This is a genomic window from Virgibacillus salexigens (genome assembly GCF_000723585.1).
In the GTDB taxonomy this organism is placed as follows: Bacteria; Bacillota; Bacilli; order Bacillales; family Amphibacillaceae; genus Virgibacillus; species Virgibacillus salexigens.
In genome coordinates this window covers 656,320-681,500 of sequence record NZ_CCDP010000002.1, presented here as the reverse complement: position 1 = coordinate 681,500, position 25,181 = coordinate 656,320, and the positions used below count along the sequence as shown (strand labels likewise).

The 25,181-nt window shown below is 38.2% G+C and carries 28 protein-coding genes and 2 other annotated features; of the genes, 14 read left to right on the top strand and 14 right to left on the bottom strand.

Going from position 1 to position 25,181, the window contains the following annotated elements:
• Window positions 1-22: 22 nt before the first annotated feature.
• A complete protein-coding gene (locus tag BN990_RS16285) occupies window positions 23-466 on the bottom strand; it encodes a YueI family protein (protein WP_038245806.1) in 444 nt (147 codons plus the stop codon).
• 118 nt (window positions 467-584) lie between these two features.
• A complete protein-coding gene (locus BN990_RS22045; RefSeq protein ID WP_021288759.1) occupies window positions 585-755 on the bottom strand; it encodes a YfhD family protein in 171 nt (56 codons plus the stop codon).
• Window positions 756-946: 191 nt separating this feature from the next.
• Here BN990_RS22045 and BN990_RS16280 point away from each other — a divergent pair, with 191 nt between their 5' ends.
• Together BN990_RS16280 and BN990_RS22955 are read left to right on the top strand one after the other, a co-directional pair.
• The gene (locus tag BN990_RS16280) at window positions 947-2,902 is read left to right on the top strand and encodes an aconitate hydratase (protein ID WP_038245805.1); all 1,956 of its coding nucleotides are present in this window, start codon (window positions 947-949) and stop codon (window positions 2,900-2,902) included.
• A gap of 16 nt (window positions 2,903-2,918) precedes the next feature.
• Window positions 2,919-3,095, top strand: coding sequence for a hypothetical protein (locus tag BN990_RS22955; RefSeq protein WP_021288757.1), 177 nt, complete (start codon window positions 2,919-2,921; stop codon window positions 3,093-3,095).
• A 117-nt stretch (window positions 3,096-3,212) separates the two neighbouring features.
• Here BN990_RS22955 and BN990_RS16275 read toward each other — a convergent pair whose 3' ends face one another.
• Window positions 3,213-3,836: a spore coat protein gene (locus BN990_RS16275; RefSeq protein WP_038245804.1), complete on the bottom strand. Its 624-nt coding sequence runs from the start codon at window positions 3,834-3,836 to the stop codon at window positions 3,213-3,215.
• Window positions 3,837-4,008: 172 nt separating this feature from the next.
• On the opposite strand from BN990_RS16275, the gene BN990_RS16270 reads away from it, so the two are divergent.
• From BN990_RS16270 to BN990_RS16250, 5 genes are all read left to right on the top strand, one after another.
• Entirely contained in the window at window positions 4,009-4,263 is a 255-nt protein-coding gene (locus BN990_RS16270) for a hypothetical protein (RefSeq protein WP_021288755.1), read from the top strand.
• A gap of 3 nt (window positions 4,264-4,266) precedes the next feature.
• Complete coding sequence (locus BN990_RS16265; protein WP_038246100.1) at window positions 4,267-5,619, top strand: tripartite tricarboxylate transporter permease; 1,353 nt, start codon at window positions 4,267-4,269, stop codon at window positions 5,617-5,619.
• Window positions 5,620-5,709: 90 nt separating this feature from the next.
• The gene (locus tag BN990_RS16260; protein WP_021288753.1) at window positions 5,710-7,497 is read left to right on the top strand and encodes a cation:proton antiporter; all 1,788 of its coding nucleotides are present in this window, start codon (window positions 5,710-5,712) and stop codon (window positions 7,495-7,497) included.
• 105 nt (window positions 7,498-7,602) lie between these two features.
• The gene (locus BN990_RS16255; RefSeq protein ID WP_031334890.1) at window positions 7,603-8,898 is read left to right on the top strand and encodes an alpha/beta hydrolase family protein; all 1,296 of its coding nucleotides are present in this window, start codon (window positions 7,603-7,605) and stop codon (window positions 8,896-8,898) included.
• 67 nt (window positions 8,899-8,965) lie between these two features.
• The gene (locus BN990_RS16250; RefSeq protein ID WP_038245803.1) at window positions 8,966-9,913 is read left to right on the top strand and encodes an MBL fold metallo-hydrolase; all 948 of its coding nucleotides are present in this window, start codon (window positions 8,966-8,968) and stop codon (window positions 9,911-9,913) included.
• A 77-nt stretch (window positions 9,914-9,990) separates the two neighbouring features.
• On the opposite strand, the gene BN990_RS16245 is transcribed toward BN990_RS16250, so the two are convergent.
• Entirely contained in the window at window positions 9,991-10,383 is a 393-nt protein-coding gene (locus BN990_RS16245) for a hypothetical protein (RefSeq protein WP_021288750.1), read from the bottom strand.
• An 81-nt stretch (window positions 10,384-10,464) separates the two neighbouring features.
• Window positions 10,465-11,226 carry an exodeoxyribonuclease III gene (locus BN990_RS16240; RefSeq protein WP_038245802.1) on the bottom strand — a complete coding sequence of 254 codons (762 nt, stop codon included), beginning with the start codon at window positions 11,224-11,226 and terminating at the stop codon, window positions 10,465-10,467.
• A gap of 241 nt (window positions 11,227-11,467) precedes the next feature.
• Here BN990_RS16240 and BN990_RS16235 point away from each other — a divergent pair, with 241 nt between their 5' ends.
• The 4 genes from BN990_RS16235 to BN990_RS16220 are packed head-to-tail and all read left to right on the top strand — an operon-like array spanning window position 11,468 to window position 14,631.
• Window positions 11,468-11,866, top strand: a complete 399-nt coding sequence (locus tag BN990_RS16235) for a GntR family transcriptional regulator (protein ID WP_021288748.1) — start codon at window positions 11,468-11,470, stop codon at window positions 11,864-11,866.
• Window positions 11,859-12,548: an ABC transporter ATP-binding protein gene (locus tag BN990_RS16230; protein ID WP_021288747.1), complete on the top strand. Its 690-nt coding sequence runs from the start codon at window positions 11,859-11,861 to the stop codon at window positions 12,546-12,548. Before BN990_RS16235 ends, BN990_RS16230 begins: the two co-directional genes overlap by 8 nt.
• On the top strand, window positions 12,545-13,381 hold the full coding sequence (locus BN990_RS16225) for a hypothetical protein (protein WP_038245801.1): 837 nt from the start codon (window positions 12,545-12,547) through the stop codon (window positions 13,379-13,381). The genes BN990_RS16230 and BN990_RS16225 overlap by 4 nt, the downstream gene beginning before the upstream one ends.
• A 14-nt stretch (window positions 13,382-13,395) precedes the next feature.
• Window positions 13,396-14,631: a hypothetical protein gene (locus tag BN990_RS16220; RefSeq protein ID WP_038245800.1), complete on the top strand. Its 1,236-nt coding sequence runs from the start codon at window positions 13,396-13,398 to the stop codon at window positions 14,629-14,631.
• A gap of 20 nt (window positions 14,632-14,651) precedes the next feature.
• On the opposite strand, the gene BN990_RS16215 is transcribed toward BN990_RS16220, so the two are convergent.
• Window positions 14,652-14,993 carry a thioredoxin family protein gene (locus BN990_RS16215; protein WP_021288744.1) on the bottom strand — a complete coding sequence of 114 codons (342 nt, stop codon included), beginning with the start codon at window positions 14,991-14,993 and terminating at the stop codon, window positions 14,652-14,654.
• 110 nt (window positions 14,994-15,103) lie between these two features.
• Here BN990_RS16215 and BN990_RS22950 point away from each other — a divergent pair, with 110 nt between their 5' ends.
• Window positions 15,104-15,280: a hypothetical protein gene (locus BN990_RS22950; RefSeq protein WP_021288743.1), complete on the top strand. Its 177-nt coding sequence runs from the start codon at window positions 15,104-15,106 to the stop codon at window positions 15,278-15,280.
• Window positions 15,281-15,474: 194 nt separating this feature from the next.
• Here BN990_RS22950 and BN990_RS21600 read toward each other — a convergent pair whose 3' ends face one another.
• Window positions 15,475-16,017 (bottom strand): CotY/CotZ family spore coat protein, encoded by a 543-nt coding sequence (locus BN990_RS21600; RefSeq protein WP_021288742.1) that lies wholly within the window; start codon window positions 16,015-16,017, stop codon window positions 15,475-15,477.
• A gap of 437 nt (window positions 16,018-16,454) precedes the next feature.
• On the opposite strand from BN990_RS21600, the gene BN990_RS16205 reads away from it, so the two are divergent.
• The gene (locus tag BN990_RS16205) at window positions 16,455-16,655 is read left to right on the top strand and encodes an SHOCT domain-containing protein (RefSeq protein WP_021288741.1); all 201 of its coding nucleotides are present in this window, start codon (window positions 16,455-16,457) and stop codon (window positions 16,653-16,655) included.
• Window positions 16,656-16,701: 46 nt separating this feature from the next.
• Here BN990_RS16205 and trpA read toward each other — a convergent pair whose 3' ends face one another.
• The 7 genes from trpA to trpE are packed head-to-tail and all read right to left on the bottom strand — an operon-like array spanning window position 16,702 to window position 23,053.
• Complete coding sequence (gene trpA / locus BN990_RS16200; RefSeq protein ID WP_021288740.1) at window positions 16,702-17,475, bottom strand: tryptophan synthase subunit alpha; 774 nt, start codon at window positions 17,473-17,475, stop codon at window positions 16,702-16,704.
• Window positions 17,476-18,672 carry a tryptophan synthase subunit beta gene (gene trpB, locus BN990_RS16195; RefSeq protein ID WP_038245799.1) on the bottom strand — a complete coding sequence of 399 codons (1,197 nt, stop codon included), beginning with the start codon at window positions 18,670-18,672 and terminating at the stop codon, window positions 17,476-17,478.
• Complete coding sequence (locus BN990_RS16190) at window positions 18,650-19,282, bottom strand: phosphoribosylanthranilate isomerase (protein WP_021288738.1); 633 nt, start codon at window positions 19,280-19,282, stop codon at window positions 18,650-18,652. The genes trpB and BN990_RS16190 overlap by 23 nt, the downstream gene beginning before the upstream one ends.
• On the bottom strand, window positions 19,272-20,057 hold the full coding sequence (gene trpC, locus BN990_RS16185; RefSeq protein ID WP_202406577.1) for an indole-3-glycerol phosphate synthase TrpC: 786 nt from the start codon (window positions 20,055-20,057) through the stop codon (window positions 19,272-19,274). The genes BN990_RS16190 and trpC overlap by 11 nt, the downstream gene beginning before the upstream one ends.
• Before the next feature lie 6 nt (window positions 20,058-20,063).
• Window positions 20,064-21,089: an anthranilate phosphoribosyltransferase gene (gene trpD / locus BN990_RS16180; protein ID WP_021288736.1), complete on the bottom strand. Its 1,026-nt coding sequence runs from the start codon at window positions 21,087-21,089 to the stop codon at window positions 20,064-20,066.
• A complete protein-coding gene (locus tag BN990_RS16175; protein WP_038245798.1) occupies window positions 21,073-21,672 on the bottom strand; it encodes an anthranilate synthase component II in 600 nt (199 codons plus the stop codon). Before BN990_RS16175 ends, trpD begins: the two co-directional genes overlap by 17 nt.
• Window positions 21,653-23,053: an anthranilate synthase component I gene (trpE, locus tag BN990_RS16170; protein ID WP_021288734.1), complete on the bottom strand. Its 1,401-nt coding sequence runs from the start codon at window positions 23,051-23,053 to the stop codon at window positions 21,653-21,655. The genes BN990_RS16175 and trpE overlap by 20 nt, the downstream gene beginning before the upstream one ends.
• Before the next feature lie 70 nt (window positions 23,054-23,123).
• Window positions 23,124-23,376, bottom strand: a binding site (T-box leader).
• Window positions 23,377-23,418: 42 nt separating this feature from the next.
• Window positions 23,419-23,665 (bottom strand) — a binding site (T-box leader).
• A gap of 370 nt (window positions 23,666-24,035) precedes the next feature.
• Here trpE and ddlA point away from each other — a divergent pair.
• A complete protein-coding gene (gene ddlA / locus BN990_RS16165; RefSeq protein ID WP_038245797.1) occupies window positions 24,036-25,136 on the top strand; it encodes a D-alanine--D-alanine ligase in 1,101 nt (366 codons plus the stop codon).
• Window positions 25,137-25,181 lie beyond the last annotated feature (45 nt).

Below are 25,181 nucleotides of genomic sequence, written 5' to 3'. Positions count from 1 at the left end.
GGAGAGTACTCTCATTTGGGTTTTATTTAAACCAATTCTTAATTTTAGAAAGGATGGGGGGAGATGCGTCATGCTTTAGTTCTTCCTGATTTGGCTCTTCTTGAATAAAGATTTGCTCTTTATCAATCGCATAATCATAAGTTAATACCGCACCAATGTCTGTGTCGGACTGTTCTTCGTTGGTAATCGTGGAATGTTCAATATTGTATTTATTTGCTAATGCTTTTTCTTCTTTTTGAAAACGATAGGATACATGCCCATTTATAATCAGTTTTGATTTTGGATTATCTTTCATAGCCTGTTCCAGTGCTTCAAGCCCCTTATTGGACATTACTTGCCCTTTTGTAAGTACTAACACAATACGCTCTCTTAATGTACCTAAAAATTGTTTTCGTTCATTATCTTTAGGGAGCCTAGTACCATACATCCCTTCTGTAAGATAATCGTCAACGTCCTTTTTGCTCATACGACATTCCTCACTTCTTATCTGATAGCCCTATTTTACAAATCACGTAATTTAGAATCAATAAAATTGATTCATGGAAAGGAGCGGTCTTTTAAAGACCGCCCCCTTTATCCAAGTTTTACTCTTTTTTTGCACGTTTATCTGCATGACGACCGCGCGCTTGTGCTTCTTTATCCTCATGATCAGCAAATTCTTCAGAGAATTCAACATCTAGACCATCTGACTTTTGATTTTTCGGTGTTTGCGATAGATAATTATTCCTTTGCTTTCGATGTTCATCTCGTCCCATAATTTCACCTCATTCATCTAAATTTAGGTTTAGTATGTAACAAAAACAGAGAACTATGATAGTAACGAAAGTAGTTTTCTTTTATGTTGAATATTCAAAATAGATCAGCGTGTCTTGGTAAATAATATTATTGTTTTTTGTTATACTAATCGAAAGAAAATTTTTCTAGTGAATAAAGGGAGGTTTACACGTTGGCATTAAATTTAACTCAAAAGTTAATTAACGACCATTTAGTGTCTGGGAAAATGAACCCAGGTGAAGAAATTGGCTTGAAAATTGATCAAACGCTTACACAGGATGCGACCGGTACCCTCGTTATGTTGGAATTGGAAGCAATGGAGTTAGACAGAGCAAAAACTGAAGCATCCGCACAATATGTAGACCACAATTTGATACAAGAGGACAATAAAAATCCAGATGACCATTTATTTCTGCAAAGCGCCACGCAACGTTTTGGTTTATATTACAGTAGACCAGGAAATGGGGTAAGCCACCCTGTTCATATGCAGCGTTTAGCTAAACCAGGTAAGACATTACTTGGATCAGACAGTCATACTTGTGCAAATGGCTGTATGGGAATGTTAGCAATGGGAGCAGGGGGGATCGATGTCGCGTTAGCAATTGCTGGAGAACCCTTTTACGTAAAAATGCCGAAAGTTTGGGGGGTTCGATTAATCGGAAAACTCCCTAAATGGGTTAGTGCAAAAGATATTATATTGGAGCTGCTCAGACGGTATGATGTAAAAGGTGGTGTAGGGAAAGTAATTGAATACTATGGTCCTGGAGTCAGTCAACTTAGTGCAATGGATCGTCATGTGATTGCGAATATGGGGGCAGAGCTTGGAGCTACTGGTACCGTCTTCCCATCAGATAATGAAATTAAGCGGTATTTAAAAGAACAAGATCGGGAGGAAGATTGGATTGAACTTGAAGCTGACAAAAATGCTACGTACGATATAGAGGAAGAAATTGATTTATCCAGCTTAGAACCATTAATTGCAAAGCCTTCTAGTCCAGGGAATGTGGTACCTGTACGAGAAGTGAAAAATACGCCTATTTATCAGTCGTATATTGGTTCTTCAGCCAATCCTGGCTACAGAGACTTTGCCATTGCTGCTGAAATTGTGAAGGATAAAAAAATAGCGGAAGGTTTATCATTTGATATTAACCCAAGCTCGAGGCAAATGCTTCAGGATCTAGTAAAAGAAAATCACATTGCAAGTCTTTTGCAGGCTGGGGCACGACTACATCAAGCAGGATGTAATGGCTGTATTGGTATGGGACAAGCTCCAGCTTATGGTAGAAATAGTTTACGAACAACACCAAGAAATTTTCCTGGAAGATCGGGTACTAGAGAAGACAGTGTTTTTTTATGTAGTCCAGAGACTGCAGCTGCGTCAGCATTGACAGGAGAAATTACCGACCCAACTACATTAGACATGAAATATCCAAATGTACAATTACCAAAACAGCCTACGGTTGATAAGCAGTTGTTACAGCGGCCATTATCATATGAGGATGCACAGAAAGTAGAGCTACAAAAAGGGCCCAATATCGCATCCATTCCTAAAATGGATGAAATGCCAGACCAGATTGAAATTCCAATCTTGTTAAAGATGGGGGATAATATATCAACAGATGAAATACTAGCTGGAGGAGCTAGAGTGCTTCCATATCGTAGTAATTTACCAGAAATTAGTAAGTTTACGTTCGAAATTATTGATGAAACGTATTATCAGAGAGGGAAAGAGACAGTGGAAAAAGGAGGGCATGCCATCGTTGGTGGTTTCAACTATGGCCAAGGATCTAGCCGAGAACATGCTGCGCTAGCTCCTCGCTATTTAGGACTTCGGGTGGCTATTGTGAAGGACTTTGCTCGTATTCATTGGCAAAATCTTGTTAACTTTGGCGTGCTTCCTTTAACCTTTGTGAATGAAGAGGATTATGATTTGTTGCAACAAGGGGATGTAATCGTTGCAAAGGATTTAAAAAGGAAAGTAAATGAAGGAAATGAATTCTCTATCGAACTGAAAGGAAAAAATCAAAAAATACAGGTGACCCATGCATTATCTGAACGGCAAAAGGAAATTATGTTAAAAGGTGGGATTATAAACTGGGTAAAAGACCGCAGTGAAAAACAAGGCTGATAAGGAGGGGATAATAATGGATAGTAAAGGTAATCGTTGTAAAGTCTGTGACGGAACTGGGTTACTTTCGGATGATGAGGGATGGCAATATAGATGTTCGGTATGTAATGGTGATGGTATTTTTGGAAAAGAAGATGAAAACAAACCAGCAAGAATAATGGAAGTAGATGAAAATAATCGGTTATTGGATTAGAAAGAGGGTGTTTCTGACACCCTCTTTCTACTTGAATGTTCGTACCCTAGCTAAACGATTCACGCAAGCTCTTATTTCATGCCCACCTGTCGTAGCATTGCAATGGTATCTGTGTTCCTAATGAGATATTGGCCCTTGTGATGGAGCAGGATTAAATGCATTTATTAACTGCTGCATATCTTGTTGCTGTAATTGCGGAACTTGATAATATTGGTGCTTATTTTGGTATAGAAATACTTCATATGCCATTTCAACCAAATTGGGAATACTATCAGAAAAAACCCGTCTTAGCACTGGATTTGTGGTTTCCAATGCCGTTGTAGTAAATGCTGAAGCTGATTGTTTCAACACACCTAACATAAAGCTTGATACACATTCATCATTAATTTCATTCACTGTTTGTGCAGGAGATTTAGGCTGAGTTGGCTGCATTCCATAAAGCACATTATTATCTGAAGCCATATTGTATGTCCGTGTTCCAACAGCGGGCTCTTGTCCTGTCTTTAATGTTTCCACTAATGTGTTATAAAGCTGCGTAAGGAAGGATTTATGCTGCCCGAGCATCATTTTTAATTCAGGATCCTGAATGTGCTGTTCATATAACAAATACTGTTCCATACCACCTACTAAACCTGAAATAGCCTCATGGGCATCAAATAATGCATGCCCACCATGACTTTCTTTTGCAGGCATTTGAGAAGAACCTTCAAGATTTTGATTTGTTTTTTGTTGAAGATGCATATGATTTCCTCCTTTAAGTTAGGTGTATCATCCATTATTTTGATCATTAGCGAATGATTTATGTCGTGAAGAAATTGGGAATTAAACTGATAGCGCGGTGGTTTTCTGCTTCAATTCTGTTTTGCTACCATGTATAATTATGGATTATACCTTACATAGAGGAGAACGAATCATGGAAAATAAATCCGATCATCATAGTCAAAATGAATATATAGAGGTATGGGAAGATCTTGTTCATATTAAAGATCTTATTTTATCGCTTATCATATGTACAGTTACTACGTTAGGAGCCTATTTACTTGCTCCAAACGCCCCCCCTAAACCACTTATTTTTGGTTTAATTGGCGCCGTTATTGGTTTTGTAGTTAGTAGTATAATCATTAAGCCAAAACGAAATTTTCGTTATCTTGAGGGGGAGGAGGAATAAATGATGGATATGGTATTAATAGCTGAAATGATCGGTGCATCAGTTATCGGCGCCATATTGTATACCATTATCGGCATTGCACCTGGAACCGATGAGACAGCGGTTCTCGCACCGGTGACGTTAGTACTCGTATTGTCCGGCTTCGAACCAATTGTTATTTTAGCCTTCTTCATCTCAGCTATTGTAGCAAAAAAGCTGACTGATTCCATTCCAGTAGCCATTGCTGGCATACCAGGCGGGGTCATGTCAGCACCAATGGTAGAACATGCAATGATTCTAAAAAAACATGGGATGCCAGAATTAAGTATTCGTAAAATGGCCTCCGGCTCCGTTATCGGAACAATTATTGCAGTACCAATGAGCCTATTGTTAGCAAATTTAATTGCACCACTTTCTGGATACATAACCGAATATGCAAGTCAAATTTTCTTGGGTGGTGCAATTTTTTTAGCTTTAATGACAAAAAATCGCTGGGTTGCTTTATTGTCTATTTTACCCTTTGCTTTTCTTATACAGGGATTGCGTATCTTTTACTGGGAGGCAGAGATCGTCCCTGCGGATCAAACGGTTTTCACTTCGTTTTTCTTAGGGATAACGATAGGACCAGTCATATTAAAATTGGCCGAGTTACTTTCGGGTAAAGTAAGAAAAAATATGCCTCGTTATGGAATGAAAGATATTGCATTAAAGCGTACCCCTAAAACGAAAGGCTTCCCCAATCCATTTAAAATCTTAACAAAAAAGGAAATAGGGACTACTTCGTTAAGTTCTGTCTTAGGGGTACTTACGTTTTTTATGAGCCCTGTTGGAATGACTATTTTTCTAGGAGAAACCTTAACCAGCCGTATTAAAGATCCGGTTAAAAAAGCGGCACGAGCCATTTCGAGTATGGACGGTCTGACAAATGCTGCCTATATTTCAGGAACATTAATTCCATTAATTGCAATTGGATTACCTCTGTCTCCGACAGCAATTGGTCCAGGTGGTGCATTATTCAACGCACCGCCAGTATTTACAGAAGAAAATAACCTTCATCATCTGTTATCGATGACCGATTTTATTGTTGCTACGGTAATTGGCTCTGTGATTGCGATTGCGATTACATTTTATATTACGATGAAATACGCGCAGGAGATTTGTGCATTTGTGTTTCGGTTCATTCCTCATGAAGCCGTGTTAGGGCTGTTCTTTGGACTTGTTATGATGCTTGCATTTATGGACGCAGGTATTATAAATATAGCTGGAGTGCTTATTGTCGCGATTGTTGCAGGTCTTCTGCATCGTAAAGGAGTAAATTATGGGGTGCAATTTATGACGCTCTATGCCGCTCCTTGGTTAGTTTCGCTATTTATATAATTGCTCTAATCATGTATGAAAACGGTGGAGAAGGAAAATTTATTATTAATCGGGATTAAATACGTAGTGGTGAAAAAAGGGGATTAGTCTATGCAAGAATTAGGTTTAATTAGTATCGTTGTTGTTATAGCATTAGGCATTTTCTCACAATGGCTTGCTTGGCGAATTCAATGGCCATCGATTGTCATAATGTCGATAGCGGGTTTGTTAATTGGACCAGTTTTTGGTTTTATAAATCCTGAACAGGCTTTAGGGGATTTATATAGCCCAATTGTTTCCCTTGCAGTTGCAGTCATTCTTTTCGAAGGAAGTACAACCCTCGACATTCGCGAAGTCAAGGGTATTTCCAAGTCGGTATTCCGGGTTGTTACATTTGGTGCTTTTTTGGCCTGGATTGGTGGTTCATTTGCAGCACATTTCATTGCAGGACTTAGTTTAGAGGTTGCCTTCATCATTGGGGGATTATTTGTCGTAACTGGCCCAACTGTGATTATTCCACTACTCAGGCAGTCAAAATTAAAGCCTCGAACAGCAGCTGTTTTGAAATGGGAAGGGATCATTGTTGACCCAGCAGGTCCATTGCTAGCCTTATTTGCTTATGAGGTCATTAAAGTCATTGTTGATGATTCCCAGAATATAGGCAGCCTAGGTCCATTTTTCTTTGCAGCATTCTTGGCAGTTGTCATAGGGTACTTATTTGGTGTTATTTTAAGTTTTATGGCAAGTAGAGGGCTATTTCCAGAATACTTGAAATCACCAATTACTTTATCTCTTGTTTTTATTTGTTTTGGTATCAGTGAAGTAATCATGCATGAAACAGGGATGCTTGCCGTAACGGTAATGGGCTTAACATTAGCCAGAACGAAGAAATATATTTCTTCCCTTGGCAATATTAGTCACTTTATTGAAAACATATCGGTATTATTAACATCTACTATTTTTATATTATTAACTGCTTCTTTGACAAGAGAGACGATAGGAGAAGTCTTTACACTGCCAATACTAGGGTTTGTGCTTGTTATGTTATTTATCGTCCGCCCATTGTCTATTTGGATTTCAACCATTGGTACCGAATTAACGGTTGCAGAAAAAACATTAATTGGCTGGATTGCCCCTAGAGGAATTGTTGCTTTAACCGTATCTGGATATTTTGCTTCAACTTTAATAAATGATGGATATGAAGGTGCTTCCATTTTAACAGCATTAACATTTGCTCTCGTATTTATCACGGTTTGTGCACATGGTTTTACATTAGGGCCATTGGCGAAAAAACTACAATTGGCGAGCTCTGAGCCACCAGGGGTGTTAATCGTTGGTGCTAGCAGCTTTTCCATTGCCTTTGCTGAAAAATTGAAAGAATTTGGGAATCCAGTGATGATTAGTGATTCTTCCAGTGGACGGTTATCTCGAATTGAACAAAATGGAATAGCGATTTTTCAAGGGGAAATTTTGGACGAGCATAGTCAATTTGAAGTGGATATGACTCCTTACGAAATCATCCTTGTTATGACCGAAGATTCAACTTATAATGCGCTGGTTACACAGTCATATATTCCAGAATTCGGCTATAATAACACCTTTGCTATACCTACGGAACGAATGGAGTATAAAGATGATGCACAAATCCCTATCGCATTAAAAGCTCATATGTTATTTGGAAAAGAGCATGTGTTTAAGGAATTAAATCGCAAAATCAATACAAATTATCATATTGACAGTGTTACATTAACTGAAAAAATCGAGAAAAAAGAGGATTTACCTGTCGATGGATATCCTCTTTGTATTCGGAAAAAGAATGGAACTATTGAATTCATTACTTTACGAAAAACACCAGCAATGGACAAAGAAGATCAGCTCGTATATTTAACCAAGAAATAACCTCTAAAAAAAGCAATTCTTTTATAAAAAAAGAATTGCTTTTTTAATGAAACTTTTTACTCAAAGAAACGTATTATTAGAAAAATCAAAAAAGGAGTTCTTTTGTTGCACAAATTCATATTACTGTTCGCTATTCTTTTACTCGGAACGGTAGGATGTAATCAATCAGAGGGAGGAAAAGAAATGCATCCAACTATTGATGGATTTTGGAAAGGTGAAATTGAAATACCCAATCAACCACTGAAAATTGAAGTTACGTTAAGTAACCAAGAAGAATTACTTGGAACAATAAGTATACCCATTCAGGGTGTAGAGGATTATCCTTTATCTAATGTGACGTACGGTGGCAAACAGAACATTCATTTTACCATGGAAATTCAAAATCAGCTGCTTTCATTTGAAGGCGAAGTTAAACCAGAGCAGATTATTGGTACATTTACACAAAATGGACAGTCTTTTCCTTTTCAATTAACAAAAGGAGAACCTGTGGAGACAGAATCCGAATCAGGGGAATATATAGAGATGGAAACGGATACTGGAACATTGTTTGCTGAAGTAGAGTTGCCAAAAGGGAAGGCTCCTTTTCCAGTAATGCTGATTATTCCTGGGTCTGGACAGACAGATCGAAATGGTAATTCAGTTGGGGTTCCTGGTAAGAACGATAGTTTGAAGCTGCTCGCGGAAGAACTAGCTCAACAGGGGATAGCAAGCATTCGGTATGATAAACGTGGAGTGGGGAAAAACCTACAGGCTGCGGTGGATGAAGCAGATATGCGTTTTCAGTTGTTTGTCAATGATGCAGTTAACTGGATTCAAAAATTGGAAACAGATGATCGGTTCTCAACCATCGGAATTATTGGGCATAGTCAGGGCTCATTAGTAGGAATGCTAGCAGCAAAAGAGGCAACGATAGATACATTTATATCTATAGCCGGCCCTGGACATTCTTTGGATAAAGAATTAGGTCGCCAATTAAAGGAACAGCTATCCGAACCCTTAATGAAAGAGGCGAATGAAATTCTAGCATCGTTAACCGCTGGGGAAACAGTTGATCACGTAAGTAGAGAATTGCAAGCTGTCTTTAGGCCATCGGTACAACCATTTTTAATTTCATGGATACAGTATGACCCTAAAACGGTTATTGCTGAATTGGGGATACCTCGTTTAATCATTCAGGGAAGTCATGATATCCAGGTTCCCGAAGAGGATGCAACGTTGTTACAAGAGGCCGCGCCTGAAAGTGAAGTCGTCATTGTAGAAGGTATGAATCATGTGTTAAAACAAGCGCCGATGGAAAGGGAAAAGAATATTCAAACATATAGCCAGCCTGATTTGCCGCTTGCTTCTGGATTAATGGATGGAATTACAGGTTTCTTAAAGCAAATCCATTTTGCAAATTAATCTCGATATTATTTGTCATTATGCTAGGATATAACTACAAACTAGCTATTACTTAGGAGGAGTAGAAATGGAAAGCAAAGCACCTATTCAATTGGATGAACGCATCCACTTAATCGATGGATTTGATCTAGGTGTACCAAACCGAACAGGGACATACGTAATTAATGAACAAGAATTAACGTTAGTCGAAACGGGGCCAAGTCCATCGGTAAAGCATGTGAAAAGCGGGTTAGAAAAATTAGGGTTTCGATTAGATCAGGTGAAATATATTATCGTCACCCATATTCATCTCGATCATGCTGGAGGTGCAGGCGTATTGATAAAGGAATGCCCTTATGCATCTGTAGTGGTCCACCCACGAGGGGAGAGACATCTTATTGATCCGAAAAAGCTGGCTGCAGGGGCTCGTGCTGTGTATGGGGATAGTTTTTCCGATTTATTTGATCCGATTATGCCAATTACTAAAGATAGGCTGGTCGTTAAAGCTGATGGCGATACATTAAAGATTGGTGCTGACTGTATACTAGAATTTCTAGATACTCCAGGTCATGCAAAACACCATTTCAGTATATATGATCCTGTAAGTAATGGAATATTTACTGGAGATACCGTTGGAATTAAATACCATCAATTAGTGGAGCAAGGAGTACCGTTCTATTTACCCTCAACATCACCAAATCAATTTAATCCTGCTGCTATGCAAAAGGCGATTGACCGTATTCGAACCTTAAATGTGGACCGTATCTATTATGGTCATTTTGGAGTAAGCGACTCACCAGAAGCAGCATTAGACCAAGTGGAAGGGTGGCTTGATCTATTTGTAGCAACGGGAGAACAGGTCTATGCATCAGGTCAATCGTATTATGAATTAGCTGAGCAATTATTATCTAGAATTAAAGTAAACTTACGGTCAAGAGGTATTGCTGATGATCATGAAGTTTATAGCTTGATTAATTTAGATATGCAAGTCAGCGCACTTGGTATATTTGATTATTTCCAAAAACAAAGGCAATAATGATAGGGGGCTAGCCACAGTACGCAGCCCCCCTCTTAACTTGATTAAGACTATTTCTTATACTCTGCTTATCTCTTTCATACCTCATCTTCTAGTTTAAGAAAAGTTAAAATTAAAAACAAAGCAAAGCTAATGAGTAAGATGGATCCGCCAACAATAAAGAGAACGGTTGTCATAGTTTCGTTCAAATCAAATGGCCGCAAGTAGTATAGCCACATTCCAGCTGTTAAGCCAATTGCGCCGATAATAGCAGTCCATACATGGAGGGTTGCCAACAATTTATTTGCAGGAGGAAATACTTTATAATAAACGGCCCATGCAAATAATGTTAGCCAGCCAACAACTAGGATATGAGCGTGTACAGTACGAAATTCATACCCGCCTGCGCCAGCCATGTGGGAACCTATAAATGCACCAATCACTGCAAAAATCGCTGAAAAACGTAATAATGTTTTACTATACGTGTTCAAGTAGAACGCTCCTTTGTATTGAAATGGTACGGTTTATCGTTTAGCTTATTAAAGGTTTATGAATAGAAGATGAACAACATGTTACAACCGTTCATACATTTCCATAAAAATTGGACAATGGTCACTTCCATATACACGTGAATGAATATCCGCATCAACCAATTTAGATGTTAGACGATCCGAAACAATAAAGTAATCAATGCGCCAACCGACATTTCTTTCCCGAATTGTCTTCATATAGGACCACCAAGAATATAAGCCTTCCGTATGCGGGTGAAAATGTCGAAGGCTATCGGTAAATCCATTTTCTAGTATGCGTGACATTTTGCCTCGTTCTTCTGTGGTGAATCCTGAATTTCCATGATTTGTTTTATGATTTCTTAAGTCAATCTCTTGATGGGCGACGTTTAGATCGCCGCAATAAATAACTGCTTTTTTTGTATCTAATGCTTTTAAGTACGTATAAAGTTCGTTCTCCCATGCCAAGCGGTAATCTAATCTTGTTAAATCTCGCTTTGAATTCGGTGTATAGACATTAACTAAATAAAAATCTTTATACTCTAATGTAATAATCCGGCCTTCTTCTTGAGACGATTCGTTACCTAAGCCATAAGAAACGGATAACGGTTTTTGTTTGGTAAATACAGCTGTTCCAGAATATCCCTTTCTTTGTGCGTAGTTCCAATATTGGTGATAACCGTTTAGGTCTAGATCAATTTGTCCTTCCTGTAATTTAATTTCTTGAACGCAGAATATATCTGCATCTACTTCATAAAAATAATCTAAAAACCCTTTGCGTATACAGGCACGAAGCCCATTTACATTCCACGATACAAGTTTCATAGATTTATCTGTTCCCTTCTAAAATTCAGTCTGCTGTGCTTTATTCTAGCATATTTATGGCATTGTTCGCTTCCTATAATAACACGGTGAAAATAAGGCATTGACAATTTTAGTGTATCAACCGTATAATACACTTCAGGAGCGTATTACGTGGTTAATACAATATATATTTTTGCATCGCGTGTATTAATTGGTTAATACACAATGGAGGAACATCAGACGAATAATAGGAGTTGTTGCTATGAAGGTTAATTTTAATAATCGGGATCCGGTTTATGTTCAAGTTGTTCGTTATTTTAAACAACAAATTGCTACCAATATGCTTGAACCTGGTCAGGAGATTCCTTCACGTAGAGAATTAGCAAGTGAATTAAAGATTAATCCAAATACCGTTCAGCGAGCTTATAAAGAAATGGAGGAAGCAGGCTTGATTTATACAGAACGTAATTTACCTAGTAAAATCACCAAGGATGAAAAAATGCTGCATTCCGTGCGCGAGGAACTTATTATTGAGGCGGTTGATTCGTTTGTTGCTTCCGTTCATTCGATACAGGTGCCATTCGAAGAAGTAGTTGCTATCTTAAAAGAAAAATATGAAGAAGTAAGTGATGAGAATAAAAGGGGGGAGAGCAATGATTGAAGTTCATAATATTATAAAGAAATTCGGCCGAAAACAAGTACTAAAAGGCGTGAATTTCACAGCAAAAAAGGGAGAAATTACTTGTCTAATTGGTATCAATGGGGTTGGTAAAACAACTATTATGAATGCCATTATGGCTTTAACACCAATTAACAAAGGCAGTATACAGATTGACGGTAAGGCTATAAAAAAAGACACCTTTGATAGAATTACTTTTATTCCTGATGCAATTACTGTCCTTCCTCATATGACAATTGAAGAATCGATGCAATTCATGCGTGATTATTATAAATCATGGAATGATCAACGAGCATTGGAGCTATTATCGTTTTTTAAGTTAAACCCAGATGAGAAAATCGCAAGTTTATCGAAAGGAAATACAGCAAAAGTAAATTTATTGCTCGGATTAGCGTTGGATGTGGACTATGTATTAATGGATGAACCCTTTTCCGGAATTGATATGTTTAGTAGAGAACAAATTGCAAATGTGTTTACAAGTCATCTGATAGAAGATCGTGGTGTCATTATTACTACACATGAAATCAATGATATAGAACATCTGATTGATAAAGTCATATTGCTAGATGATGGTGTGGTAATTAAACAATTTAACACCGAAGAAATGCGTGAAGTAGAAGGGAAATCTGTTGTGGATGTCATGAGAGAGGTGTATCAATCGTGAAAAGCTATTTAAAACTAACAAACTTTGAAATTGATCGGTTTTTTAAGATTTACCTTGTTTTGATAGCCATTACGGTTACTGTGCAGATAATCGGAACGATTATTGTAGCAAATGACTATATGAATAGAGCTAGTCGTATTATGAATGAAGAGTCTCTGCAAACATCAGCGTTCATTCATAATTATGGATATTTTAGTTTACTTAATTTAATGGACAGCCTTTGGTTTTTTGGGCCAATTGCATTCTGTGTTGCCGGCCTTATCTTTTATACTTTCTTTATTTGGTACCGTGATTGGTATGGTAAGAATACATTTATTTATCGTCTGCTTATGCTACCTACTTCGAGGTTAAATGTATTTTTTGCAAAAGCGACAGCTATTTTCTTAATGGTATTGGGGTTAATTGCTTTACAACTCGTGCTTCTTTATATCGAAGAACTGATCGTAGAGTTAATTGTACCGTTGGAGTTCATTCAATTTACCAGTATTCCACAGATCATGAATGCGATTAATAGTGCATATGTAGTGCTTTTTCCGAAGACTTTCATCGAGTTTATTCTTATTTATGGAACTGGTTTAATAGCAGTATTCACTCTATTCACCGCTATTTTATTAGAACGAAGCTATCGTTGGAAGGGCGTATTAATGGGGGCTGGATACTGTATCGTGGCAAGCGGAATCTTCCTCTCACCTGTACTTATTAGTGAACTCAGTGGAAATTATTATCTGTATATCGGTGAGATTATTATCTTAGAGGTTGCTTTGGGCTGTATCATCATTGCTAGCTCTATCTGGCTTAGTCGTTTTTTACTAAATAAAAAGATCACGGTATAGAGGGGGTCACAATAATGGGACGATTTTGGAAATTAATACTAATACCGTTCGTTGTAATGATTTGTATTGGCGCATTTTACTTACAAAGAGCGATTGCGAACGGTCAACTGCCAGATTACGATTGGGATACTCAAAGTGGAGATGAGCAATTATTAGAAAATGTAACAATCTATGGTCACCCTATTGATCAAACGGGTGCGATGAAAATAACGAAAAATGATACGATTTATCAAAATGAGCTATTCTTTATTGAGCGAATGAATGGATTAACAACCCATCCGATTATTGAAGATTTAATTGAAGACCATCGTAATTTTATGCGTGGGAAAAGTAAAGAGCTAAACCATTTTTATGAAGATGAAGAACTTCTGGTATCCGTTGAAATAGAATCAAACAGAGAACTTAATCAGGTTAGGGAGACAGACTTCCGATTAGCCGTTGAAGTGTTTAGAAAAGATACCAAAGAAGTAAATTCCTTCAGCGTGAATATTCCAAACGAAGATGCTTACGATTATATAAGCCTATTGGATATTCGAGTAGAAAATGGCAATCTATTTGTTATTACGAATAACGATACAATGGAACCAACATCCGATCATCCATCAAATGAAACAAGGGTATATCGTTTAAATATAGCAGGAGAAAAGCTAATTAGTGAAGAGCGGTTGCTTTCTTTTGTAGGTTATGATAACAATCACCCAAATGAAGTTGCTTCTTTATTGGGTGGTGCGGAGGAAATATATTCAAATGAATACATGGCCGTGTCAGTAAGAGAAGTAAATGAGGAGGAAGTCAACAAACTCATTGTAGTAAACTTGAAAACAGAGGAACAATTCCGTGTTGATCTTCCTAAAGATACCCTTTCGCAAGAGGCATGGATAGACAAGCAGTCGAATATGTTATATTTCTGGAAAAGTACGGAAGGCGGATTAGAGATCACCCCTTATGATCTTTCAAAGCAAGCAGTACAAAATACGATAGAAGTAAAATTACCAGAATCGACATTTACTGAGCCTCGTTCATTTGATGGGAAAAATCCAGGTTCAAATGCCATTCAAGAACCCTATCGGATGAATGTGATTCGTATCCATGAAGGGAATGCCTATGTACTGAGTGGACAGAATCCGGACAAGACGGACGTTTATTTGCATGTTGTACGTCTTTCCGATGGAGAAGTCTTATATAAAGGTAAATTAGATAACCGTCAAAAAGATGGTGGGTTTGAAATTTACAATATGACCATTAGATAAGAAAAAATGTGGTTGGTTCGTTAATCCGTTCCAACCACATTTTTGTAGATACGCTTGATTTTCGCTTCGAGTAAGTCTAAATGCACAATACGTGCTTCGCGGATATATTCTTTTCCATTGACAAAGAGAAGGAGCACCGGGACGGTAAAGATGGAAAAACGACTGGCGACTTCTTCTACCAGTTCAGCTCGAATATGCACTGCTGTTATTTGTGGATAATCGGTTAATAATTGCTGTACTTGTGGTAATAGACTATGACAAACACTACATCCCTCACGCGATATAAACAGAAAAGCCAGTTCATGTTCCTCAATAAAGGAATTGATATCATTTATCTGTTTTAATTCTTGAAATGTATGCATGGCAAGACCTCCTTTTATTAGAATAGCACAGAAGATATGTTTCTACTCATTCTACGTTTTACGCATGAAGAATGCAGGAATAGGTAAGTAAAAACAATGAGGTGGTATATATGAGCAATGAGCATAAACCAGAAAAACGAAAAAAAGATATAAAAGAAGATCGAACAAAATTAGATGAATTTGAAGACCAAAAGCATGTCGATGCTATTCCATTAGAAGATTTGAGAAAGGAAATGAAAGAGGAAAAACAAAAAAGAAAATCTAAAAACTCCTCTCAGAGTGAGTAAAGGGCCCGAAAAGAATGAAAACGAGCGCTCGATAATGAACCGCCAAATGATTCATTCCTTTTGGTAGGAATCATCTGCTTGCAAAAATAAACGATAAAAAATCTGAACTACTTTTCGAATCTAGCTTCGGCTTTAGATGATCGTTCAGATTTTTTATCTAACTTACTTTTTTTAAGACTCCTAGGGGAGTGCATCTATTCCCATGGAGTAATGGGGTCTAAACAAGTAATTGCAAAAAAATGACTTAAATCAACGGTGATACATACGCCAGTTGCTTGAAAATCAGTGACCCTAGTATCGTCTGGAAAAAAGGCGCAAGCATGACTGCAATGCCCAGTAGAAGTTTCGTATCCATCTGATATCGGTAACAGCAGCTCAAGATTTACACAGCATTTGCTTCCCTTCGCAAAGTGTTTGGCACGGAAAATTGGTGATTCAATGCATTCAAATCCGTGGCGATGACACGAGCAAGTCTTCGAAACACCACTACCAATAAATGGTTCACAACTACATTTATCATACAACATAAAAGGGATGGTAGTATGCCTTGGTCCGTGTTTTTTCCCACGTAATTGTTCAATCGAGGTGTGACAGCTGGAATCACAATGACAGTCGTTACGTACTTCATGTTGAGCATCTATAATTCGGCGGACAATATCACAGATGCAATCCTTTCGTTGTTTTTTTGAAGAACAGCCTTTTGAACAGGTCTTTTTCTTTCTTTTATTACAACCCATATGATCTCTCCTTTTGTACAGCTAACGAATTATAATAGTTTATGCTTCGCTCTCATTTTAGCCTGTATAAAAGTCTAGTTTTTAAAAAATAAGGTAGTAGTCTAGTAAGTAATTAAAAATGTATGGATACCCTAGTGGATATGCCGATGCCTTTATAGGAATAAGTCATATGATAATATAAATCATTACAAGCTTGTATAGATTTTACCCATGAATTGTTCTCCCAGAAAAAAGCCGACTGATCCTCGGCTTTTTTCGTTTTATGTAGTTTGTTATGTGTCAATCAGCATTCTAGTGATATCGGAGTGGGCCGCTGTTAGAGGTAGATATTATTATGAGCGGCAAAAATGTAACATCAGATGGATGCGCGTGCGCGTGGGGAAAATAATGCTTAAAATGATGAAAACGGGTTATCGTATAAATAGAGGTGATAGATGATGACTGCAATATTTATGGATCAAACCTTTCGTTTTTGGTTATCGCTTGCTTTAGTGATCATTATCCTGGGGATTCTTTTTCGCTTTCGTGCCAAAAAGAACCCAAAGAAAGATTCGCTTGAATTGTTAAAGGAACGATTTGAGCGTGGGGAAATAAGTAAGGAAGTGTATGATAGGGCACGTAAACAAAGGGGGAAATGATTAAAGAACAGAAAGAGATCGATCAGTGACCAACCTCTTTCCAGTTCTAGATGCTTGCTTGAATTAATTGTTTAATTTGTTCTGTCTTTCCTTCATGAAAAAGATCGACAATCTTGCTTCCGACGACAACGCCGTCGCAATAAGAACCAAGCTCTTTCGCTTGTTCATTAGTGGAAACGCCAAATCCGGCTAAAACAGGAACAGGACTTTGTTGTTTTACTTGTTGAAGGTATGTCTTTACCTTTGATTCATAAGAAGATCTCACGCCTGTCGTTCCAGTGACTGTAACCGCATATAGAAAGCCTTCTGATCGATGGGCCAATGTTTCAATCCGTTCACTAGAGCTAGTTAGCGCTGCAAGTCGAATCAGTGCAATTGCCCTATGTTGAAGCGCATCTGTTACCATGGCTTCCTCTTCTAATGGCAAATCTGGAATAATCAGCCCATCTATGCCAGCTTGGACACAAGAATCTGCAAATGATTCTACGCCATATTTATATATTGGGTTGATATATGCCATTACAATAATTGGCACTATACGCTTCTCTTTAAAGGATGCGAGCTTATCTAATACTGCAGTTAATGTTGTTGCATGATCTAGGGATCGTTTGCCGGCATTTTGTATGGTTGGTCCATCTGCGACGGGATCGGAAAATGGAATACCAACTTCGATAGCTGCTGCACCACATTCTTGTAAAAATAGAATGCGTTCTTCTAGGTTATCTAGGCCACCATCTCCAGCCATAATATAGGGAACGAAGAGGTTTTTATTTTCACTTTGAAGTTGATTAAGGTAATTATCTAGTTTTTCTTTCCCCATTTATTTCTCCTCCAATACTTGTTTTATTTGCTCAACATCTTTATCTCCGCGTCCAGAGAGACAAATGACCAACCTTTGATCTGAATTCATTTCTGCAGCTAATTTTTCAGCATAAGCGATCGCATGTGCACTTTCTAGTGCGGGAATAATTCCTTCGGTTTGCGACAATGATTGAAATGCAGTGACCGCTTCATCATCGGTAATCGATACATATATAACGCGCCCCGTATCATTTAAATGGCTATGTTCTGGGCCGACACCAGGATAATCTAGTCCAGCTGATATAGAAAAAGCCTCTTGAATTTGTCCATGTTCATCCTGAAGTAAATTCGTCATGGTCCCATGTAAGATCCCTGGGTTTGGATTTACTAATACGGATGCATGTTGATTCGTATCTAATCCAGCTCCCCCGGCTTCGACCCCGTACAACCTTACTTGCTTATCTTCAATAAACGGGTAAAACATTCCCATCGCATTACTGCCTCCACCTACACATGCAATCACGGCATCGGGTAATGAACCATCTTGTTTGAGGATTTGCTGTTTTGTCTCTTTGCCAATAACGGATTGAAAATCACGAACAATTTTCGGAAATGGATGAGGTCCAACTACTGATCCGAGGATATAATGGGTATCTTCGACATTCGTCACCCAATATCTTAGTGCATCATTGACAGCATCCTTTAACGTACCACTTCCGTTTTTGACACTACGTACTTCTGCACCTAATAACTCCATCCGAAATACATTTAACTTCTGTCTCCGCATATCCTCTTCACCCATAAAGACAACACATTCCAGGCCAAGAAGGGAACAAACCGTAGCAGTAGCAACTCCATGTTGTCCAGCTCCTGTTTCTGCGACTACCTTTTTCTTTCCCATTCGTAATGTTAATAGAGCCTGGCCAATGGTGTTATTTATCTTATGTGCTCCGGTATGGTTTAAATCTTCCCTTTTTAAATAGATTTGTGGACCACCAAGCTTCTTTGTTAGGTTCTCTGCATAGTATAAAGGTGTTTCTCTACCAATATATTGATTCAGGTAATAATGTAATTCCTCTACAAATGCAGGATCATTTATTGCTTCTCCATACGCCTTTTCTAATTCAAGTAGAGCGGGCATTAGTGTTTCTGGAACATATCTTCCCCCAAACTCTCCAAATCTTCCATTGGCATCAGGCATTGTGTAGGTTGTCATGGAACTCATCCTTTCGTTTAGCATTAGCTATAAATTGCTTTATTTTCTCTGGATCCTTTCTACCTTTCGTTTCTACTCCGCTTGATACATCAACAGCATATGGGCGAAGTGTTCGAATGGCCTCTCCGACATTTGCTGGTGTCAGACCACCAGCAATCATAATTTTATCCCTTGGAATTGATAAACGATTGAATAGACTCCAATCGAATGTAACACCATTACCACCTGGCCTTTCCTTTACTGGTCCGTCTAACAAATAAACATCACATGGATAGGTTTTAATACGAGATAGCTGCTGGGCATCTACGGGATATGCTTTTATAACCTGACGTTGAAGTTGCTTAGCAACGGTGGTACTCTCTTCACCGTGAAGCTGGATATAATCAAGCGGAACAAGTGAAGCAATTGTATTCATTGTTTCAATGCTTTCATTTACAAAGACACCTACTTTTTTAACTGACTGAGGCAGGTTATTTACAATGGTGGCAGCCGCTTCGGGAGTGATGGATCGCTTGCTGCCGGCAAACACAAAGCCGATGAAATCAGCACCTGCTTCAACTGCTGCCTGAGCTGCATCCATTGATTGAATGCCACATATTTTAACGCGCATGTTTTGCACTCCTTTGCTTTGCAATTTTTAAGTGATTAAACGTTTTGGATAAGTTATCGGAACGCATTAATGTTTCGCCGATAAGTAGCACCTCTGCACCGGCATCACGTGCTAAAATTGCATCTGCACGAGTTTGTAATCCACTTTCACTGATAATTAATGTATTTCTATTTTTTATACGAGCTGCTAGGTGAGTTGTTGTTCGTAAGTCTACTTCAAATGTTTTTAAATTTCGGTTATTAATTCCAATGATTGCAGGATCTAACGCTAGTAAATCCTCCAATTCCTCTAATTGATGAACTTCGCAAATGACTTCTAATTCTTTTTCCGTAGCATAATGATATAACTCGTATAATTGCTGTTTAGATAATGCAGCAACAATTAATAGGATAATGGAAGCGCCAGCAGCTTTAGCTCGGTCTATTTGGATAGGGTGAATGATGAAATCCTTACATAAGACCGGTATTTGCACAGCGTCAGAGACTGCTTGCAAATCCTGAATGGATCCTTTAAAAAAGGTAGTATCCGTTAATACGGATATAGCGGCTGCACCATTTGCTTCATATTGTTTCGCCTGCTGTACATGGTTTATCTTTGTTTTTATATCCCCTTTTGAAGGGGAGGCCCGTTTTATTTCCGATATAATCTGCACATGTGTTGAAGCGGCAATTTTGCTTTTAAAAGGGACCGGTTGTTTTGCTGAATCAAACGTCATTCCTTTGTTTACGAGTTCCTCTACTTCGATTTGTTTCTTCGCTAGGATTTTTTCCAACATTGTCACTTATACCACCTCGCTATCGTATTTTTTACTGAAATGAACTAAGTTAGTTAAACACTCCAACGCTTTTCCTGAATGAATACTTTCCTTTGCTAATTCGATTCCATGCTTGATGGAGGATGCTGTACCATGTGCATATAGTCCAAGTCCAGCATTTAAAATCACTGTATCTAAATAAGCACTGGGGTTTCCTTGCAGAACATTTTTTGTAATGGTGGCATTTTTCTTAGCATCGCCACCTTGAATTTCTTTAATGGAATATACTGGCAACCCAACTTCTTCTGGATGTAAAGTGAAGGGTTTTAGTTCACCATCCTCAAGTAAAATAAGGTGATTTTTACCTGCCAGCGATGCTTCATCCATTCCTCCAGCACCATTCACTACTAACGCTCGTTTTCTACCTAAGTTTCGTAATGCCTGTGCAACGATATGAAGTTTATCTTTACGATAGACACCGATAAATTGCGAATTTAACATAATCGGGTTCGTTAACGGTCCAATTACATTGAAAATAGTTGGTAAACCTAAATCTTTGCGCACCTTTGTAAATGGTTTTAACGCGTTATGCACATGGGGAGCGAATAAAAAAGCAATTTGATTTTGTACTAACGATTCTTCTACTTGAGAACGGGTGAAAAATAATGACACTCCCAAATATTCTAAGACATCGGCACTGCCCGTTTTACTGGAGACACTGCGGTTTCCATGTTTAGCAACAGGAACGCCGGCACCGGCAATCACAAATGCTGAAGTTGTACTAATATTAAAGCTTCCTGACATGTCTCCTCCAGTTCCGCAATTATCCATTGCGTTCACTATGGAGTCAGTGTTAAAAGCGGATTGAGATAGAATAACTTCTACTAAACCAGTAACTTCTTCTGCAGTTTCTCCTTTTACTTGTAAAGCTGTTAGTAAAGCTGCAATTTCAGATTCTGTAATAGACTCCTTGAAACAAGCAAGAGCTGCTGCCTTCATCTCTTCTATACTTAAATTATTTCCTTGAATTAATTTCTCAAGATAAGTTCTCATGGGGAGTCTCCTCTCTAAGTTCTTGAATGAAGTGATTCATTATTTTACGTCCAATCGATGTACCAATTGATTCTGGATGGAATTGTACACCATATACCGGATAAACAGGATGTTGAATCGCCATCACCGCATGGTCATCCATTGAAGTCGCCACCACTTCTAACTGTGGTGGGATGGATGCTGCTTCTAGTATATTTGAGTGATAACGCATGACTTCGATTGGTTGAGATAAATATTGAAAAATTCCTGTTCCTTTATGCGTAATTAATGATGTTTTTCCGTGCATAATTTGGTTTGCTTGGCGAACAGAAGCTCCTAATGCTTCTCCAATAATTTGATGTCCTAAACAAACGCCTAATATTGGAAGCTGTCGATAAAATGCTTGAACTAAATCAAGACAAATTCCTGATTCTTTAGGTAGCCCTGGTCCGGGAGAAATAATGATTGCTTGTGGCTGTAGAGCATTCACTTCATCGACGGTGACGTGGTTATTACGAACTACTTGAACATCGAATCCCGCTTCAGATACGTATTGATAAATGTTGTATGTGAAAGAATCATAATTATCGACTAATAGAATCATGAGCTGGCACCTCCATAAGTGATTGGGCTTTAAATAATGTTTCTTCATATTCCTTATTCGGCTTCGAATCATAAACAATCCCTGCACCTGTTTGCAGGTATGCATAATCTTCTTTAATAACAAGCGAACGGATAGCGAGTGCAATCGTTAAGTCGTGATTAAAACTAATAAAACCAACTCCACCGCCATAGACACCACGCTGTTTATCTTCTAAATCATTAATGATTTGCATCGCTCGTATTTTAGGGGCACCAGAAACGGTACCTGCAGGTAGACAAGATTTCAGGGCATCGAATGATGTCGTATCATCTCGAAGCTCCCCGTGTACTTCTGAGACAATATGCATGACATGCTGGTATTTTTCGACCACCATATAGGTAGGAATGGTAATACTTCCGATTGCACATATTCGTCCGAGATCATTTCTGCTCAAATCAACAAGCATGCGATGTTCGGCAATTTCCTTTTCATCGTTTAGCAACTCTTTCATATGCTGTTCATCTTGTAATGCTGTTTTGCCACGCGGCCTAGTCCCAGCAATTGGATTCGTCATGACTGTTTTTCCGCTTGTTTGAATAAGACTTTCCGGTGAAGCACCGAGTAAAAGATAGTCTTCAAAGTCAATATAGAACATATACGGAGATGGGTTTACCTTTCGTAGTTGGCGGTAAAAGGAAAAGGAATCGCCATGGACGTTTGCTTTCATTCGTTGCGATAAAACAACCTGAAAGATATCCCCGCGCTCTATATGCTGTTTAGCGATTTCTACATTTTGTTCAAAATGTTTGCGTTCGATCTCTGGATAAAAATGAAAAGTGGTTGTGCCCTGATCAGTTGTAGCCGTTGGCTGGAGTATTTGTTCCTTCATACTGTCTATACGTTTAGATAAATCAGTGCTTTGGTCGTCTGGTAATTGTATGGCAACGATATAGACGGATTCGCTAGTATGATCAAACACAATAATCTCTTGATAGAGCATTAAGTGGATATCGGGCATTTCAAGGTCATCAGGCAGATTTTCTCCGATATCTTCTACACAACGGATCGCATCGTAACCAATATATCCAATGGCTCCTCCATAAAAGGGGAGGGGGAGGTCAATTTCGATACATGGCAAGTGCTGTTCCACATAAGTTAAGGCATCTTGATTAATTTTCGTAACGGTGTTTTTTTTAGAATCGACAACCGTTGTTTGTTTCCCATCGCCAATAATTTCTTGGTAAGGATTGCAACCAATAAACGAATACTTTCCCTTTGTTTCGTGTTGAAATGTACTTTCTAGGAGAAATTTTTTGTTTCCAGTTAGCCGTTTATATAGCTCAATCGGGGTTAAGGTATCGGCATTTAACTTTAGTATTTGATGATTTGTTTTAGTTGGCATGTCTTTCATCCTTTCCTTTCTGTTTTTCGTTTCATAAAAAAAGTCCTCTATAAACACATCAGTTGTGTTTATAGAGGACGATTATGGGACCGCGGTGCCACCTCTGTTGAAAAGCAAATGCTTTTATCTTTGTTCGAATACGGGATCTAATACAATCCGATATTCTATCCGTGTAACGGCGGAACTCCGTGTTTCCCTACTACTTATTTCAAGAAACCTCTTGTAAGTCCATTCAGCAGGGTAGATCGTGCTAGCATCCCAGCATCACTAGCTCTCTTTGAACGACCTAATCCTTGCTTACTCCTCTTACGCAACGATTTTCATTATTTAATTACGTACACGAAAACGAAAAAGCCCCTCATCCAAAAAAGGACGAGGGGACCGTGGTACCACCTTTATTAGCTAAATACAGCTCACTTTGACAATAGGAAGCTAAAACTGCTGCCTATCTGTCTCAGGTAACGATAAGACGAATTCGCCAAAGCCTACTGCAATTATGGTTCGGTTTGGAAGCTCAGAAGTCCATTCTTCTAATGAATCACACTGATTCTCACCAGCCATCAGCTCTCTTATGAGTTCAATTAGAATACTACTCTTCTTCAATGCTTAAGTTGATTAAGTTTATTGTCATTAATACTAAGAGAGTTTTTTCAAAAAGTCAACCCCATTTTTGCTTTTTTTGGAATATAATTGATTTACTATATGAGGAGCATGCAATGAAATGAATCATATTCATTCCTTTGGATTTGAGATATAATTGACAATAAAATAGTACTTTCTTATCCAAGCCACTTTGTGCTATTTTTAATATAGCCTTCATCCTTAAAATGGGTGAATGGTCAAAAATTTTAGCGCTAATTATTGTTATTTTTCTGTGAAAATCATTAGGATTCACATAGGTTAGGAGAAAAGCAACCGATGTAAAAGTTAAACCATTCGTTGCATGTTATAGGTTGTGTATTGTAGGAAAGGACGGAGGAGAATGGAAAAGAAAAAGGTGGGTATCATCTTTGGTGGTAAGTCTGCTGAGCATGAAGTATCGCTTCAATCAGCTAAAAATATTGTAGATGCAATTGATAGGGATCAATACGAAGTTGTGTTAATTGGAATTGATAAAGAAGGAAAATGGCATTTGAATGACCAATCATCTTATTTATTGCATGCAGAAAATCCAAAACTTATTCAATTAAATAAATCGAACGATACGGTAGCTGTAATACCTGGAGAACGTGATAACCAGTTCATTCATGCATCAACTTCGTTACAAGTAGACCAACTTGATGCTGTTTTCCCTATTGTTCACGGGACGTTAGGGGAAGATGGCAGCCTGCAAGGGATACTGCGACTAGCGAATATTCCATTTGTAGGATCAAGTGTGTTAGGTTCTTCGGTATGTATGGATAAGGATATTGCGAAGCGTCTCTTACAGGCTGCAGGAATCAATGTAGCTAAAGGAATGGTATATTCTAAAGCGAAAAAGCATCAAATATCGTATTCGGATGCAGTTGATCAGCTTGGGACTCCAATCTTTATCAAACCAGCCAATCAAGGATCTTCGGTAGGTGTAACAAAGGCTGTGACAGAAGAAGCGTTTTACAAAGGTATTGAAGAGGCGTTTCAATATGATCATAAAGTTGTGGTAGAAGAAAATATAATTGGTAGGGAAATCGAATGTGCTGTATTAGGCAATACAGAACCAAGAGCTTCGTTGCTTGGTGAGATTCTACCCCAAACGGAATTTTATTCGTATGAATCAAAATATATTGATGAAAAGGGAGCGGATTTAGCAATCCCAGCGGATGTTTCAGAAGAAACAACCAAGCGCGTTCAAGAAGAAGCGATTAGGGCATTTGAAGCTCTTGAATGTGAAGGATTGGCTCGAGTTGATTTCTTCATCACAGAAGATGAGGCGATTTATGTTAATGAAGTGAATACACTTCCTGGGTTTACAAAAATTAGTATGTATCCAAAGCTTTGGGAAATTAGTGGTCTCCCCTATAAAGAGTTAATTCATACATTAATTGAACTTGCTATGGAAAGACATGAGCAGGATAACCAATTAAAAAGTACAAAGTGGGAGTAAGCTGCTTTTATGTATCAATATAAAAAAGGCTGCTGCATCAAGATG